15 protein-coding genes are annotated in these 16,693 nt (G+C 50.5%); 11 read left to right on the forward strand and 4 right to left on the reverse strand.

What is annotated here, in order from left to right:
* The first annotated feature begins 334 nt into the window (after positions 1 to 334).
* The gene (locus tag L1X57_RS01255) at positions 335 to 532 is read left to right on the forward strand and encodes a CsbD family protein (RefSeq protein WP_009722360.1); all 198 of its coding nucleotides are present in this window, start codon (positions 335 to 337) and stop codon (positions 530 to 532) included.
* Between the two features lie 60 nt (positions 533 to 592).
* Positions 593 to 1,075, forward strand: a complete 483-nt coding sequence (locus L1X57_RS01260; RefSeq protein ID WP_009722359.1) for a PRC-barrel domain-containing protein — start codon at positions 593 to 595, stop codon at positions 1,073 to 1,075.
* A 131-nt stretch (positions 1,076 to 1,206) separates the two neighbouring features.
* Here the strand turns inward: L1X57_RS01260 and L1X57_RS01265 are convergent, their stop codons facing one another.
* Positions 1,207 to 2,229 (reverse strand): glutathione S-transferase family protein, encoded by a 1,023-nt coding sequence (locus L1X57_RS01265; RefSeq protein WP_009722358.1) that lies wholly within the window; start codon positions 2,227 to 2,229, stop codon positions 1,207 to 1,209.
* A gap of 98 nt (positions 2,230 to 2,327) precedes the next feature.
* Positions 2,328 to 3,248, reverse strand: a complete 921-nt coding sequence (locus L1X57_RS01270) for a LysR family transcriptional regulator (RefSeq protein ID WP_039868733.1) — start codon at positions 3,246 to 3,248, stop codon at positions 2,328 to 2,330.
* Positions 3,249 to 3,874: 626 nt separating this feature from the next.
* On the opposite strand from L1X57_RS01270, the gene L1X57_RS01275 reads away from it, so the two are divergent.
* Positions 3,875 to 5,536, forward strand: coding sequence for a peptidoglycan DD-metalloendopeptidase family protein (locus tag L1X57_RS01275; RefSeq protein WP_009722356.1), 1,662 nt, complete (start codon positions 3,875 to 3,877; stop codon positions 5,534 to 5,536).
* Positions 5,537 to 5,650: 114 nt separating this feature from the next.
* Here L1X57_RS01275 and L1X57_RS01280 read toward each other — a convergent pair whose 3' ends face one another.
* The gene (locus L1X57_RS01280) at positions 5,651 to 7,291 is read right to left on the reverse strand and encodes a L,D-transpeptidase family protein (protein WP_009722355.1); all 1,641 of its coding nucleotides are present in this window, start codon (positions 7,289 to 7,291) and stop codon (positions 5,651 to 5,653) included.
* 101 nt (positions 7,292 to 7,392) lie between these two features.
* Here L1X57_RS01280 and L1X57_RS01285 point away from each other — a divergent pair, with 101 nt between their 5' ends.
* From L1X57_RS01285 to L1X57_RS01320, 8 genes are all read left to right on the forward strand, one after another.
* Complete coding sequence (locus L1X57_RS01285; protein WP_009722354.1) at positions 7,393 to 8,118, forward strand: murein L,D-transpeptidase catalytic domain family protein; 726 nt, start codon at positions 7,393 to 7,395, stop codon at positions 8,116 to 8,118.
* 229 nt (positions 8,119 to 8,347) lie between these two features.
* Positions 8,348 to 9,445: a methyl-accepting chemotaxis protein gene (locus tag L1X57_RS01290; RefSeq protein ID WP_009722353.1), complete on the forward strand. Its 1,098-nt coding sequence runs from the start codon at positions 8,348 to 8,350 to the stop codon at positions 9,443 to 9,445.
* A 120-nt stretch (positions 9,446 to 9,565) separates the two neighbouring features.
* Positions 9,566 to 10,585, forward strand: a complete 1,020-nt coding sequence (locus L1X57_RS01295; RefSeq protein ID WP_009722352.1) for a patatin-like phospholipase family protein — start codon at positions 9,566 to 9,568, stop codon at positions 10,583 to 10,585.
* Between the two features lie 300 nt (positions 10,586 to 10,885).
* On the forward strand, positions 10,886 to 12,238 hold the full coding sequence (locus L1X57_RS01300; protein ID WP_009722351.1) for a NarK family nitrate/nitrite MFS transporter: 1,353 nt from the start codon (positions 10,886 to 10,888) through the stop codon (positions 12,236 to 12,238).
* A gap of 104 nt (positions 12,239 to 12,342) precedes the next feature.
* Entirely contained in the window at positions 12,343 to 13,626 is a 1,284-nt protein-coding gene (locus tag L1X57_RS01305; protein WP_009722350.1) for a nitrate regulatory protein, read from the forward strand.
* Positions 13,627 to 13,708: 82 nt separating this feature from the next.
* Positions 13,709 to 14,395 carry an SDR family oxidoreductase gene (locus L1X57_RS01310; RefSeq protein WP_009722349.1) on the forward strand — a complete coding sequence of 229 codons (687 nt, stop codon included), beginning with the start codon at positions 13,709 to 13,711 and terminating at the stop codon, positions 14,393 to 14,395.
* A 133-nt stretch (positions 14,396 to 14,528) separates the two neighbouring features.
* Positions 14,529 to 15,521: an LLM class flavin-dependent oxidoreductase gene (locus L1X57_RS01315; RefSeq protein ID WP_009722348.1), complete on the forward strand. Its 993-nt coding sequence runs from the start codon at positions 14,529 to 14,531 to the stop codon at positions 15,519 to 15,521.
* A gap of 23 nt (positions 15,522 to 15,544) precedes the next feature.
* Positions 15,545 to 16,039 carry a GNAT family N-acetyltransferase gene (locus tag L1X57_RS01320; protein WP_009722347.1) on the forward strand — a complete coding sequence of 165 codons (495 nt, stop codon included), beginning with the start codon at positions 15,545 to 15,547 and terminating at the stop codon, positions 16,037 to 16,039.
* A 27-nt stretch (positions 16,040 to 16,066) separates the two neighbouring features.
* On the opposite strand, the gene L1X57_RS01325 is transcribed toward L1X57_RS01320, so the two are convergent.
* Positions 16,067 to 16,615, reverse strand: coding sequence for a DUF1415 domain-containing protein (locus L1X57_RS01325; RefSeq protein ID WP_009722346.1), 549 nt, complete (start codon positions 16,613 to 16,615; stop codon positions 16,067 to 16,069).
* Positions 16,616 to 16,693: the final 78 nt, after the last annotated feature.

Genomic DNA, 16,693 nt, shown 5'->3' on the forward strand with positions numbered 1-16,693 from the left:
GCAGTAGCGGGCTAACCGCTGTGGCGACCTTCTGCGCCGATTTCACCCGTTTGGTGAAATACTGGAGGCGCGCCATCTTCACAGCAATGAACATCTGCAGTTGGCAAGATGTTCCCGCAAGCATTTCACTGCGTAGTCAAAGCTACATAGGAAATCGCTTATCGTCGTGATGGAGGGGTCAACACATGCGAGGAGGGCGCATACTAACACCGGCAGTAGCTCATGACCAGTTTTTTTACATTAACCGTTATTAACACTGCGACTTGCACATACTCACTGTTCGTCTAACCTGAGAAGTGCCTAATGATGTTCACTAACTTCAAGGAGTGATGCTATGAACTGGGATCAGATCGAAGGCAATTGGAAAGAAATGAAGGGAAAAGCCCGCGCTAGCTGGGGCGAATTGACTGACGACGAACTTACCCAGATTGGTGGCAAAAAGGATCAACTTGTCGGCAAACTACAGCAGAAATATGGCTTAGAACGGGAAGAGGCTGAACGTCGTGCCGACGATTGGGCAAACAGCTTTTAACGTATACCGCCCACTCTGAAAGTGTTAAATCGCACATTTATAGCTACATGGAGAGATGCTATGCGTAAGACAATGCTTACCACCGCTATCAGCACCGCCCTTTTAGGCAGCTTGGCCTTTGGTGTTCAGGCATCAACTGAACCCCAAGGTATGTATTCGGCAGATGACATCATGGATGCAGAGGTATTCTTCTCTGGCGGTTCTGGTGAAGAGATCGGTGAAGTCGAAGACATCCTTTTTGATGAAGAGATGCGTATTTCTGCGCTAGTGATTGAAAGCGGCGCAGTATTGGGCTTGGGTGGTCGTGAAATTGTCATTAACACCGACCAATTTACTCTGGAAACCCATACTGAGAGTGATGGCGATACCGAACATCGCATTATGCTCGAAGCTTCCCAAGAAGAGATTGAATCCTTTCCTACTTATGATCGTGATTGGTGGGAACAGACTAAAAGCAGTGCACGTGATGCATGGCAAACAACCAAAGAAGGCGCTCAAAGCGCTTGGCAGTCTACTCGCGAAGCCGTTAACGATAACCAGTAAGCTGCCAGCTCAAATCGCTTAACCTAGCGATTAATTAGCCAAATGGGCCACCTAGTTGCTAGGTGGCCCTATTTATTAGTAGCGACTTGTTAGTAGCGGCTTTTGAGAAGCTATCTTTATCTTTTTATAAATTATAATGCTCGACGACGAATGCCCTTCCCTGATAGGCGTTCACGATCATGGGTGCGTTCTAAATCCAGCAGCGGTCCGGCAGGCACAATGCGCGTTGGGTTAATCGTGTCGTGGCTGTAGTAGTAGTGGCGTTTTATATGATCCATATTGACCGTCTCTGCAATGCCCGGCCACTGATACAACTCGCGAACGTAATTTGCGAGATTTGGGTAATCTTCGATACGTTTTAAGTTGCACTTAAAATGACCGTAATAGACAGCATCAAAGCGAATCAGCGTGGTGAAAAGCCGAATATCCGCTTCTGTTAACCACTCCCCTGCTAGATAACGGTGCTCGCTCAAGCGTTTTTCCATGCGTTCTAAGGCATCGAACAGTGCTTGCACATGTTTTTCATACACGTGCTGCTCCGTCGCAAAACCCGACTTGTAGACACCGTTATTAATGTGCTCGTACACATCGTCGTTGATGTCATTAATAGTGCTACGCAAGTCGTCAGGGTAAAAATCTAAATCGTTACCGGTCAACTCATCAAACGCGCGATTAAAAATGCGCATCAAATCAGCCGACTCATTATTAACGATTGCGCTACGCTGCTTATCCCAAAGCACCGGCACCGTGACACGGCCTGTATAAGCTGAGTCGGTCATGGTGTAGAGCTGATAGTGATAGTCGACGTGATTGACAGGGTCTCCGCTGGCGCCCTCACTTTGGTCATACGTCCAGCCCTTATCCAGCATCAACGGGCTGACATGAGAAGCGCCAATGAGTGATTCCAGCCCTTTTAATTTGCGCATAATCAGAATTCGATGCGCCCAAGGACAGGCTAGAGATACATAAAGATGGTAACGGTCTGATTGAGCAGGGTAGCTCTGCCCTTCTCTTTCTTTGCCTGACGGTGCATCCATCATCGCATCATCACCTACCCAGTCGCGAAGCTGGGCAGACTCGCGGACAAATTCTCCACCATGCTTTTTAGTGTCGTACCACTGATCAACCCATTCGCCGTTAACAAGCAGTCCCATCGGGCGTCTCCTGTTGTAATAATCGTATGCCATAAACGTATTAATAGTGCTGATTACATTTAGCATACGCCCGCCCCACCGATGCTCAAGCGGATGTTTTACGGCGATTCATTCGATGAAATCGAATCCTTAGGACAGAGCTCGCTTACTCCCCGCTTCAATGCCTGTGCCATGGCATGCGCTGCGGGGCCAGCTTGATCTCGGTCTCTGAATATTAATTGCATAGGCACCATTCGTACCCCACCCGCACTGAGCGGCAACGGTTTGAGCTGTCCACTTGAAAGTTCATCAGCAATACGGGTCTCTGGCATCCAGGCAAATCCAAGCCCACGCTTCAGCATATCTAATGACGTATTTAAGTGACTCACCGTCCATCGTTGCTCCGCTTTCAACCAGCCGGAATTAGTCGACTGGCGTAGCGCTGAATCGCGCACTACTAATTGCCGATGCTGGGTAAGATCCCGCAAGTCTAGCGAGCGACTAAGCTGGTGTAACTCATGGCTTGGGTGCGCAACGGCTATAAACCGGACGTTCACCAGCGGCTCACCTAAATACCCTTGAGCCGCAATCCCTGAGACCACCAGGTCGGCACGACCATCGTGGAGCATTTCCGTACCACCATTTAGTACGCTCTCATGCAACTGCACTCTGACCTGAGGATACATTTCTGAGAAACGCTCAAGTGCTTTCGCTTGGGCAGCCGCTGGAAAAATCTGGTCAATAGCGACCACGACTTCAGCTTCCAGGCCTGCAGCCAAACGGGTAGCCACATCTTCTAAAGAGGCGGCACTTTCAATTAACTGACGTGCTCGACGCAGTAAGAGTTCGCCCGCTTCGGTTAAGCGCACCTGCCTACCTACCGGCTCCAGCACCTGAACACCCAACTGCTCTTCTAGCTTATGCACGGCATGGTTAAGCGTAGATGGGCTTTTGTGTATAGCCTCGGCCGCCCGCGCAAACCCACCATGGTCAACAACGGCTGCCAGCATCTGCCACTGTGCAAGAGTTACTCGAGACATTTCGATTCCCTCGACGCTAAACAGCGAAATAATCCGCTTAATCTTCGAAAAACCCTTATAGAATGCCAGGAAAAAGCGCTGAGTACTTGCTTGCAAACAATTATTCCTAGGTATCAGGCTGCCTAAGGGGCCATCTGACACGACCACCCTCTAAATCACTGACAATCGACATTAGCTCTGTCAAGCACAGCAAAAAAAACAATTCGTTACAAAAAAGTGAAGATGCAATGCCTAACGCCTTATATGCAAATTACCTGAAGATCGTTTCATGGACGTGATGAGCTTTCATGCAACGCAAAGCTTGACAAAACATCCACAAAACCAAAACAAAAGCATTACATGATTAATTTAACTTCTAAATTTGACGAAAAATGTTGATTAGCGTCATTTCTCTATGGTTAATTAGTACGTCTACTTAGCTCTCAATTGTTATTTCGTAAAGTTACTTTTTTTAGCAAACAGCGTTCATAAACAATATTACTTACTTATTACTTCCGTATTCCAACGGAAGTACATTTAGTGTATGGACATACAGTCTGTTCACCCTCACCGTCATGGGGTATGGTTCTTGGGTTTACTTTCTTTCATGTTACTCATTTATCACGAACTCGGCGGCCCATTTACCCATGTTGCGAATTCTTCATTCGCTGCCCCGCACGCATAAATTGTTACTGTTACCCGTGGCCACAATGGTCACTGTGCTGGGCACACAAAAATTAATTACGACCTATCACGACTTAAACCAACCTCACACACCTCTGGAAAGCGTGCTTGTTCCGCTTCCCAGTGATTCGGCGCCGGGGGTTCCTTCGTTGCGCCAAGAGCGCACCCCCGTTGCTGAAGCCATTGATCGAGCCTCACGTGCTCTTGATGCCACGCGCGAACATATTCCGTTGCAGGACCTCGCGGCTACGGAAATCGTCGATCTGGATGTCATTACAAGCGCCGAAGCCTCGATGGCTAGCGCCAAGACTGACCCCTACATTAATGCCCAGCTTGATGACGGCGCGCTTCATATGGCCGTAGTATTAGGGACTCTCTCAAGCGGCATGCTCGATGTTGACAACACTGCTTCCGTTGAAATCGCCGATGCCACTTCGTACGAAGATTATGGCGCTGAGCTGTTTGATGACATCTCATTTCTCGAGCTGGAACTTGCTGCAGACGAACCCTACGTTCCAAAGTGGAAAACACATATTGTTGAATCGGGTGAGACCTTCGCGCTGCTAGCACAGAATAAGCTAGGCCTTGGCTATAGCGAAGTGCTGACGCTGCTAGATGACCTTCCAGATCCACGTATGCTTACTCATTGGCGTGCTGGTAACAGTTTCGACTATCAATTAGATGAAGATGGTCGCTTACTGTCGTTACGCATGATGAAGAATACTCGCGATGGTATCTTGCTTGAGCAAGATGAAGAGCACTTTGCAGCAACCGTTATTGAGCGCCAGGGTGAAGCGGTACAGCGTCTCTACGCAGGTAGCGTAAGCGGTAGTTTTGCACGCTCCGCCCAGGCAACTGGCCTGAGTAGCGGTGCCGTTACTGAGCTCACTCGACTACTTGAGAAGAAACTCGACTTTCGCCGCGACAGCCGTCGTGGTGATCGCTTCCAAGTGCTAGTTGAGTCAGACATGATTGATGGGGAAGCGTTTGATTCTCGTGTCCTTGCCGTTAAATACAATGGCGAACGCATGGACTTAACGCTTCTTCGTAATGCCACCGATAGCAATTTCTATACGCCTGAAGGAAGCAGCTTAGACCCTGCTTTCTCGCGCTATCCGTTTGAAGGTAATTACCGTTTAAGCTCTAACTTTAATCCGCGCCGCAAACACCCGGTGACGGGCCGTATAAGCCCACATAACGGTACCGACTTTGCGATGCCCATTGGTACTCCGATTACTGCACCGGCCAGCGGCCGAGTAGAGCGAGTGGGCAACCATCATGCTGCCGGGCGCTACATTGTCGTTCGCCATGACAACGGTTATCGCACCCGCTATTTACATCTTTCACGTCCACTTGTGACTCAAGGCGAACGTATTGAGATGGGCGAGCGCATTGCGCTTTCAGGTAATACAGGGCGTAGCACGGGGCCTCATTTACACTATGAAGTCATCGTCAATAACACTCCAGTGAACGCGATGAGCGTAGAGCTGCCTGAAAACACCAGCCTCAGCGGCGACACGTTGATTGCTTTCCAGCGCCAAGCCGAACCCATGCTGGCAGCACTGGATAGCGGTGAAACAGGCACTATCAGTGTTGCAAGTTACGAACGCCAAGATGAGCAGTAACGTTACTTGCTCTGCATTAAACAGTAACGCCGCCCTCTGGGCGGCGTTACTGTTTTAGGCAGACCTTGTCTTATAAACCGTTCTTATAAACAGCCCAAAAATCTGCCCACCACATTATGCAGCTTGTAACAATGCGGCTAACAGGTCAGCGTCACGGCGGTAAATATCATCACGGAACTCCACTTCCCCCTGGGCATTTGGCCAGGCAGTCAGGTAGTGCAATGCGACAGGAATGCGCTGTGGGAGATTAACATTACGGTCACTTCCACTGCTGTTAAGCAATGATGATAGCTGGTAGCGACTGCCACTATCCTGAAGCAATAACTGTGCAAATTCCGTTACACCCTCAACGCGCACACAACCAGAGCTTAGCGCTCGCTGAGACCGCTGAAACAGCCCTCTTGCTGGCGTATCGTGTAGATAGATCATTTCATTGTTAGGAAAACGCACGACCACGCGGCCTAACGGGTTACCGCCACCTGATACTTGACGCAGCATCACCGCACCAGGTCGCTGCCAGTCAATAGCGTCAGCGTCTAGCCGTTCGCCGGAGGGACTTAACACTTGAATATTTCGCCGTGCTAAATAGCCAGGGTCTCGTCTTACCTGAGGTAAAACATCCTCACGCATTATGGTCGGCGGGATAGTCCAAGAAGGATTCACGGTTAAGTGACTAATTGCCGAATGAATAATAGGCGTTTCGCGCCGCGGTGTACCAACGACCACTCGAGCATCCCAGTGCTCACCATTGGGCCGAGTGTAATGCAATCGATAACCCGCAATATCAACCCATACTCGCGGCTCATTGGTTTGAGTAGGCCTGATCCACCGAGCTCGCTCTAAATTGACACGAAGTTGATCGATACGCGACGTAACAGGTGTATTCAATGCAAGTCGCGTGCGCTCACCCACAACGCCATCTTCTTGTAACTGATGGCGACGTTGAAATTGCTTAACTGCCCGTTCTAACTCAGCATCGTAGGTACGCTGGTCACTAACCACTGACTGGGCCTCAATCATTGGATAAGCACTGCTATCCGCCGCCAGCAAATCGGTTTCTCCCCAATAGGCCAAGCGCTGTCGCAATACCAGCACATCTTCATTGGCATCACCTGGGCGTAACGCCTCATCGCGGCCCGTCAGGTAGGGAACACTGTCTTTTTCCGCCAGCGTACGATAATGACGTAGCGCATCACGTAGCTGAGCGTACTCAGCCGATGAGGGCCTGACATAATCAAGCGCGCCCTGAATATCGCCATTTTCGACCGCATGGGCAATGCGCAGTAAAGAGTAGCGACGCTCAGGCCTGGGGATATCCCATTTAGGCTCAACTTCATTTGGATTTACCTTGCCCCGTGAGAGATGCTCAAGCGCTAGCAACAATGCTTTCGTGGCCTGAATATCAAAATCAGCTTGGGCCAACGTACTTGCTTGCTGGCTAGTCTGAAATGCGTCCATCAGGTCGCCAGCGCTATAATCACCGGGGGCCAAGCCATCATCTTCAAGACTATTTAGCGCGTCCACCAGCGCTTCAACACGATTGCTATCTTGCCAGACTGGCCGTTGATCTAGCTGTTGATAAAAGTCACCAACAGGCAGTAACGCACTTGTTTGAGCATCTACACGCTGAGCTAATGCCTGCTCAAGTGAGCCTGGGTCAGCTTGCGCGCTGGTAATTAACTGAGGCGCTTGGATCAGCGTCAGACATAGAGCCATCCCTATCGCCCATCGTCTTAGTAACTGTGTCTCGTTCATCGCCCCTCCTTGCGTTACTATTCATCATTGTTGCGGCACTTCCTTTCATCATAGCCGTTTATGCACACCCTTCGTCGATATCTATTGTGAGATTGCACTCTATGCCTTTATATCTGCGTGCTTCTGCTGTCATTATTTCTTTGCCATTAGCGTTATTAAGCCTTCCTTTGCAAGCGGCTAGCTATTTCTCTCAAGTAGCCTCCACACCACCTCACGGTGTTTCGCCATTACATCATCAACTGCTCCAACTAGCGCCATCGGCAACGCCAGAAGCGCTAAGACTCGCCGCTCAATCACTTAGCTGCGCTGACCCAACCGCTGAGCGTTTAGCCGTCATTGATTACTCGCTTCCGTCTACCGAGCCACGGCTGTGGGTCTTCGACCTACATCAACATAAGCTGCTATTTGAAGAGCTCGTTTCCCACGGGCAAGGCTCTGGCGATGCGTTGGCAGAGGTTTTCTCCAACACCCCTGAGAGTCACCAATCCAGCATCGGACTCTTTCGCACAATGAATAGTTATTATGGTCGTAATGGCTATTCGTTGCGCCTGGATGGCTTAGAGCCAGAGGTCAATGACCTCGCGTTTGAGCGGGCGATTGTAATCCATGGCGCTGACTATGTTAGCGACGACTTTATTACGCAGACCGGCAGGCTGGGACGTAGCCACGGTTGCCCTGCCGTACGCGAAGACATCACGTATCCGCTTATCGACAGTTTGAAAGAGAACCAGTATGTCTTCGCCTACTACCCTGATGAAGAGTGGTTAGCGACGTCACAGTTTCTGCGCTGCCCAAGCGGCAACGCTCCTCACTTAGCCCAACGCTGATAACGTTCTCATCAGAATACCCGAGCGGTTAAACCACCTACTCTGTAAGGTCGGTCTTTTAGACTGGTCTTCGAGACTGAGCCAGATACATTAAGAAACATAGCCGCCAAAAACGCAAGAGACTGGTTTTCATCATTAATACAAGGTAATTCAGGCACGCACGGCAACCACCTGCAATACTTTGTGACAAAACATCACAAAGCTAACTACTATTTTGCAGGTACTGGCCATGTTTGCTTTTATGCACCCTTATCAAACTATCCATCGCCTAGAACAAGAAGTAGCGGCGTTGAATGCCCAGTTAGATATCGAAAAAAAGCGTCACGGCTGTCGCGCAATCAGCTTGATGACGCCTGTTGAGTCACTCAGCATGCTTCAGGCCAGAGGCGCAGATATGCTTTGCTCGTTGAGCAAGGGCGTAGAAGTCCACGCTCAGCATCTTGCTGCCGAGCAATCGACACTCACCGACACCTTCGGCCGGCTCCATAAAGCCGAGCAAACCGCACAAACATTGCAACAACACCGCCAACGCTGCCAGCAAACAGACGCGTATTTATCGTCTTCTTTAGTGACCGAGCAAGCCTTTCACGATATACGCCAGCTAAGTGTCGAATTAGGGCATAACGCAGGTCACACACAAGCGCTAGCCATCACTGCGGCCTTGGAAGTCGCTCACTTCCATGAGCAACCGGCAGGCATGCCAGCGATTGTGCAGGACCTGCAGGAATTATCAGAACACTCTCAGCAATTAGCGCATCAGCTAGCGCAATGGATCGAGCGCACCACATCGCAAGTAAATGAAGATGCAAAGATCCGTGATTATCAGCAGCAGGAAATAAAGGCTCTAACCAGCGCCGCCCAATCAGCAGAGCAGGTAATTGAGCAGTTGATAGACCAGTCACGACATATGTATAAGGTCATACACCACAGTACAACCACGGCTTATTTGCACGCCACCAAACTTGAGCATGCAGTATGGAAAAGCCGCCTTTATAGGCAGCTACTCTCTGCCCACCTCGAAGAGAGTTTAGAAGATCATCAGCACTGCACACTTGGGCACTGGTACTTTATGGGTGATGGTCGTCGCTATAAGCACACGGAAGCTTACAAAGCGCTGGCGGCGCCACATAAGCGTTTCCATGAAAGCGGTTTAGAAGCGCTGAAATTTGCCCGCCAAGGTGATCATAATGGTCAGCTTGCAGCGCTAGCCATGATGGAAGAGGCCAGCAGCCAGCTAGCGCTACAGCTTGATAAACTGATGGAGCATGCCGTTTATGAAGTTCCCCTTTCAACAGGACGCCCCTCGCCATTAGCAGATTCACCTTAATGGCATGCTGTGCGCCTTTTCGTGCTGCGCGCCTTTTTTGGAGACGTACACATATCACACGCTTTTATGCCATGCTGGGTGCGTTACCGCTTTTAATCATCCACTCAGCAGGGAACGGCTATGTCGCAGATCAAAAAGCTAGATCTCGCCTTACAGGGCGGTGGCGCCCACGGTGCTTACACCTGGGGGGTTATCGATCGATTGCTTGAAGACGACCGTATCGAGATAGAGGGCATCAGTGGAACAAGCGCTGGCGCGATGAATGGTGTGGTCATGGCAGACGCCCTCACCCGCGGTAACAAAGAGACGGCTCGGCAAGCGCTGCACCAGTTCTGGAAAGCGGTTAGTCGAGCAGGTATGACGAGTCCAATTCGCCGTTCACCACTAGACGTACTTACCGGAAACTGGTCTCTCGATCATTCCCCGGGTTACGTGGCCATGGACCTTTTAAGCCGGCTGGTATCCCCCTACCAAATGAACCCTCTTAATATTAATCCACTGCGCGATATTGTTGCTGAACATATTGATTTCGAACGCGTAAGACGCTGCGAACAGCTTAAACTGTTTGTGACGGCCACTAACGTTCGCACCGGAAAACAGCGTGTCTTTCGCCGCGAAGAGATGAGCGTAGACGCAGTCATGGCCTCAGCGTGCCTGCCTTTTGTATTTCAAGCGGTTGAGATAGAAGGCGAAGCGTACTGGGATGGCGGTTATATGGGCAACCCAGCGCTGTTCCCCTTGATGGAGGAGTGCAGCGCACGAGACATTCTGCTGGTACAAATTAACCCCATCAGTAGAGAAGAAGTCCCTACCTCCGCTTCGGCCATTATGAATCGGCTAAATGAAATTACCTTTAATTCCGCCCTAATTAAAGAAATACGCATGATTGCGCTACTTAAGCGCGCACTGGATGAACAGGGGATTGAAAACTGCTACCAGCAAGCGCTCTTCCACCGCATCAGTGGCGAACAGGCCCTAGCGGATCTCTCGGTATCTAGCAAAATGAATTCAGAGTGGGCGTTTCTATGTTATCTGTTTGACCAAGGGCGCGCCGCTGCCGAGCGCTGGCTAGAGGCTCACTTTGAGGAGATAGGTGAGCGTTCAACACTAGATATTGACGCCGTTTATTTGCACGAATAACCAGCACTCACGTGTCGCACTTCTACATCGCAGGTGCGCCACCTTGGTGCATCGCCAGCGACCACAACGCCCCTCCTATCAAACACACAAAAATAAATGGATGATTTTATTTACAAAATCATCTTATGGCGAACTAATTGCTTCACTCTTACTGAATGATGGTAGGCGTGGACCAGGCCCAACGGGTACGAGTGCGTCGAACCTGCCCTTCAATGGCGAAGGCATGTTCTCGTTAACAACATAGCGCCTTTCCAAGCGCCATGTTTTGACCCACTCGTATCGTGCTCTGTGAGGCCATCCATGGACATTCGCAATAAAGCTAACCGCATTCGGCTATTAAACTTTTCCACCCCTCAAATGCGCGCGTTCCACTTTTCTTGGTTCGCGTTCCATATCTGCTTTTTTGGCTGGTTTGGTATCGCACCACTAATGGCAGTGGTCCGTGAAGACCTATCACTTACCCAAACGCAGATCGGCAATACTATTATTGCCTCCGTTGCTATTACCGTTATTGTCCGTCTGCTGATTGGCGTGCTATGCGACAAAATTGGTCCTCGTAAAACCTATACCGGCTTGTTAATGCTAGGCGCTATACCCGTCATGGGCATAGGTTTTGCCAATAGCTTTGAGACCTTCTTGCTCGCTCGTTTGGCTATCGGCGCCATCGGTGCATCCTTTGTTATCACCCAATATCACACCACGATGATGTTTGCGCCGAATGTCGTTGGCACCGCCAATGCGACCAGTGCTGGCTGGGGTAACTTGGGTGGCGGTACCACACAAATTCTGATGCCGTTGATCTTCTCAGGTTTGCTAATGCTTGGCGTTAGTGAAACGCTGGGATGGCGTCTAGCGATGGTGGTGCCTGGTGTCGTGCTGTTCTTTACCGGGATTGGATATTGGTTGTTTACCCAAGACGCCCCCGATGGCAATTTTAGCGACCTGCGCGCCCGCGGTGAGCTACCCGAAGCCACAGGTGAAAATAGTGCAGTACAAAGTTTTCTAGCCGCCGCAAAGGATATTCGTGTATGGGCGTTGTTTATTGTTTATGGGCTCTGCTTCGGCGTTGAGTTAACGATCAACAATATTGCCGCTATTTATTTCTTCGACAAGTTTGACCTGACCCTGGCAACCGCTGGTTTAATCGCTGGTTTGTTTGGCCTTATGAATATTTTTGCCCGCACCCTTGGTGGCGTTTTTTCAGACCTATTCGCCAAACAAGGGGGTTTAAAAGGTCGAGTCCGCTGGCTGTTTATCGCCTTGGTGTGTGAAGGAATAGCGCTCATTGCCTTCTCACAAATGCATATCTTAAGCCTCGCAATCGGCATCATGCTGGTATTTAGCCTGTTTGTTCAGATGGCTGAGGGAGCGACATTTGGTGTGGTGCCCTTTATTAATAAAAAAGCACTGGGGGCTGTTGCGGGTATTGTGGGTGCGGGTGGAAACGTGGGCGCCGTATCTGCAGCTTTTCTGTTCCGTAGTGAAAGTCTTGGTTATCAACAAGGGCTTTTTTACCTCGGCATTACCGTATTAGTGCTCGCTTCTTGTGTACTGGTAGTACGTTTCAGCGATGCTACAGAAGCTGAAGAAGCAACAGCCTATCGTGATGCGGTTGGCGACGATACGAACGCAGGCGCACTCTCGCTGCGTTAGTGTTCACTTACCCCCTCTGTACGCTTTATCCGCGACGATTTTTTGCGACACGTTGTTGCGACAGGGGGGACTTCATCTCAGGCGGGGAGTTAAAGGAAACCATTATGTCTTCAGCCCAACAGCTACTCTTAACCGCCCTTCGATGCGATATCGACAGTCTGCACCACTTAACCACTACCTCAGAAATCGTTGGCGATATTAGTGGTTTTATTCATGCACTCCAACGTGAACGAGGAGCCTCAACAATTTATCTTGCCTCTAAAGGTAAGCGGTTTGCCACTCGGCGAAAGGAATTTGTACAGCGTAGCCAAGAAGCTGAGACCGTTATGCGCCAGCGACTAGAAGCGCTTGCCGAAGAAGCACGGCCACAGGCAGCGGCACGCTTACTCAGGCGGATCGCTGCAGTGTGGCTTGCTCTGGATGACCTTGACACTTTGCGACAAGCAATCCATTCATTTGCAGTCTCCCCTGACGCGGCAACTCAAGCGTTTAACCACTTAATCAGCGGTCTTCTCGCTATTGTATTTGAAGCAGCAGACACCTCGGTAGACCCGGACATCACACGTGCACTGGTAGCTATTTTTCACCTTATGCAAGGCAAAGAGCTCGCTGGGCAAGAACGTGCCTGCGGTGCCTTTGGCTTTACCAGTGGGCATTTCGACGATGCCCATCGCGAGTTGATGAATCAATTAGTACGTGACCAGCAGCGCTGCTTCGATACCTTTGAAGAGTTTGCCTCGCCCGAGGCAGAGCTTGCTTGGCAACAGGCTCTCTCGCCGCGAACACTCGCGGGGATTCAACAGCTTCGCAACACTGCTTACCAGCATGCTTGCCAATATTCTCACCAAGAAACCCGCACAGACAAAGCGCTTGGCGAAACATGGTACGAACTAACCACATTACGTATCGATAGCATTAAGGCCGTTGAAGACACTCTAAATCGCCAGTTAACGGCGTTATGCCATCGAAAAATTGCTCAGGTGCATTCGACGTTAGAGAAGGCTAAAACACCCCTTAGCCAACCAACACTCGCTCCTTGCGAACAGCTCTTGGCCTTAAGCGATACTCAACCCTTAGGAGAGCTGACGGCCAGCGCCTTAACATCTCCATTAGGGCGTTCACTGATTGAGCTTGCTCACGCCCAATCGAGCCATCTTCAAGGTCTTAGTGATGAGCTGGAAAATACCCGCAAAGCACTTCGTGAGCGTAAGCTCATCGAACGTGCCAAAGGCCTTATTATGGCCTACCAGGAGATGACCGAAGAGGAGGCTTACCGGTTTTTGCGTAAAACATCGATGGATCAAAGTAAAAGCATGGCCGACATGGCGCAGTCGATACTCGATCTCTCATCCATGCTCAAACGCAAAGACGAAAAACACGCACACTAGCTGAACCAGCTCATTTGCAACACTGTGGGCAATTAGCCATTCTAATAGCTCCCCTTTCCTGAATGAGCTAGGAGCACACGATATGCAGCACCGTGTCCTAATGATCACTGGCGCCTCAAGTGGAATTGGTGCCGCCACCGCGCGAGCAGCCTCGCGTGAAGGCTATAAGCTAATACTTGCCGCCCGCTCTACCGACAAACTCACCGCACTGGCTCAAGAGCTTGGCCCCGAAAACGTGCTGACATGTGCGTTGGATGTCACCGACATGGCACAACAACAAGCAATGGTCGATCAAGCACTTGAAACATTTGGGCGTATAGATGCGGTCTTTGCAAACGCTGGGCGCGGTGGTTCTCCTGGAGGCTTTAGCGGTGCAGATCACGACGCCTGGCGCGAAATGATCCTGACCAACATTTACGGTGTAGGGCTAACGCTTCAGGCATGCCTTCCCGCACTAAAACGGAGCAAAGGGCATGTATTATTAACCGGTTCAGCCGCTGGGAGAACCACAATTCCAGGCTCGATGTACAGCGCCACAAAGTGGGCAGTGACCGGCATAGGCTACAATCTGCGAGAAGAACTACGCGGAACCGGAATGCGCGTTACTTTGATTGAACCCGGCATGGTGGATACCCCCTTCTTTGATAAGCCACCAGAGCATGCGCTCGAAGATCGCGATATTGCCAACGCCGTGATTTATGCGCTTTCCCAACCCCCTCACGTCGATGTGAACGAGATTTTGATTCGGCCAACGCCACCCACCGACTAACCGACGCTGCGAACGGGCAACAATGGCACCTTGCATTTCTTCTTGCATGCCCACATAACACTGGGATACCTAGCGTGCTAATAAATAACGCCGTAAATTTAGCCGTCCATACGCTTTTTAATGCAGGTGCCCCATGAGCCAACTCGCCAATACCGCCCTTTCTGTGCTGGACTTAGCACCGATTCGTCAAGGCGGTAGCGCTGAAGAAACGTTTCGCAATAGCGTATCCCTAGCACAACGGACCGAACAGCTCGGCTATACGCGTTACTGGCTGGCGGAACACCACAACATTGCTGGCATCGCGAGCGCAGCGACTGCCGTATTGATTGGTCATGTCGCTGGGCAAACATCCACTATACGCGTGGGCAGCGGTGGCATTATGCTGCCCAACCATCCTCCCCTGGTGATCGCTGAGCAGTTTGGCACCTTAGAAACGCTCTATCCTGGTCGGATTGATTTAGGGCTGGGCCGTGCACCCGGCTCAGATGGTGCCACCATGCAAGCGATGCGCCGCAATGCTCAGGCGGGCGTCGATGACTTTCCACAACTGCTTAATGAACTGCGAAGCTACTTAGCGGATGCGGACCCACAGCAGCGCGTGAAAGCCGTCCCTGGGCAGGGTACCCACGTACCTATCTGGCTACTCGGCTCTAGCGGCTATAGTGCGCAATTAGCCGCAAAACTCGGGCTCCCTTTTGCGTTTGCAGCCCAGTTTGCACCGGGATACTTATTTGAAGCGTTGCGGCTTTATCGCGATAATTTCCGGCCTTCGGAGCACTTGGATAAACCCCACGCCATGGTAGGGTTGCCCGTTATCGCCGCAGAAAGTGATGCTATGGCCCATTACTTGGCAACGACCTCTCAACAGAAATTCCTGAGCCTTATTCGAGGGAAGCCGACCCAGTCGCTGCCCCCCGTTGAACAGCTAGACTGGACACCGATGGAACGCTCTCAAGTAAGCCAATTCCTAGGCGCAGCCATTATTGGTGGACCCGATACGGTCAAAGCTGAACTAGAGGCATTTCAAGCACAGACAGGGGCCGACGAACTAATGATCAACAGCGATTTTTATGATCATGCCGACCGCTTGCGTAGCTACGAAATCGTGACAGACGTCGCTCGATAATCACTCGACTAAACGCCAAAACCATGACCACACTTAGCTTTACGCCAATGACGCAAGAGGACTTCGCTACTTTCTGGCCACACTTTCAATCCATTGTTGTGGCACAAGAAACGTATGCAATAGATCCAGACATTAGCTTTGAAGCGGCTTATACATTGTGGTGTAAGCAGCCCAAGGCGTCATTTGCGATAACAGATAACCAAGGCGAGTTACTAGGCACTTACTATCTAAAAGCCAACGCAGCAGGCCCTGGCCAGCATGTTTGTAACTGCGGCTATATGGTATCGCCTGCTGCCAGAGGAAAAGGTGTCGCCCGCGCAATGTGCGAGCACTCGCAACAGATAGCACGTCACTATGGTTTTGAAGCGATGCAATTTAATTCGGTGGTGGCCACTAACCAAGTGGCCGTCGCCCTATGGCAACGGCTAGGGTTTGCTATTGTCGGCACGATTCCCAATGCCTACCGGCATGCATCCCTTGGATTCGTTGATAGCTACGTGATGTATAAAGCGCTTTAATGGCCGCTTGATAAAAAGGGCATCGGATCATTTAAGACAGCGTTGCAATAGCTCTTCAGCAGCGGCGCTGCCTAATTCGGTTAAGTGGGCAATATTTCGCTCAGGAATTTGCTCCGTATCACCGTAAAAAGCAATGGCTTTTTCGACACTAGCCTCGCGCAACAGATGAACCATCGCATAGGGCGAACGGTTGGTGTAATTGGCTGCGTCTTCAGGTTCAGCATCGGCAAAACAGTAGTCAGGATGGAACGTTGCTAACTGATAGACCCCTTCATACCCCAATTCTGCCAGAAGATTTTCAGCAAGCTCTATATAGTCCAGGTAGTGGTCAAAGTTTTTAAACAGCGTGGGAAATATCAGTAGCGTGGTTTCCGTTTCTGGATGCTCATTTAACCACTCCACTTCGGCAATAAGCTCTTCCAATGCCACGTCGATTTTTTTCGAGCGCACTACCTCAACCCGAAGAGTACCGCCTTCAAGCTCGCGTTTAGCAAACGGGCATATATTGTGCCCAACAATAAACGTGCGCACCCATGCTAATGTCTGTTCCGCTATCTGGTTATCTGCCGCTTGCATTGCACCTACTACCTTACGTGGCGTGGCCGAAAGCCACTGTTAAAACGCTCCAGTGTACCTGCAGGAAACCTCAAATAC

It is taken from the genome of Halomonas sp. TD01 (assembly GCF_923868895.1).
Lineage (GTDB): Bacteria > Pseudomonadota > Gammaproteobacteria > Pseudomonadales > Halomonadaceae > Vreelandella.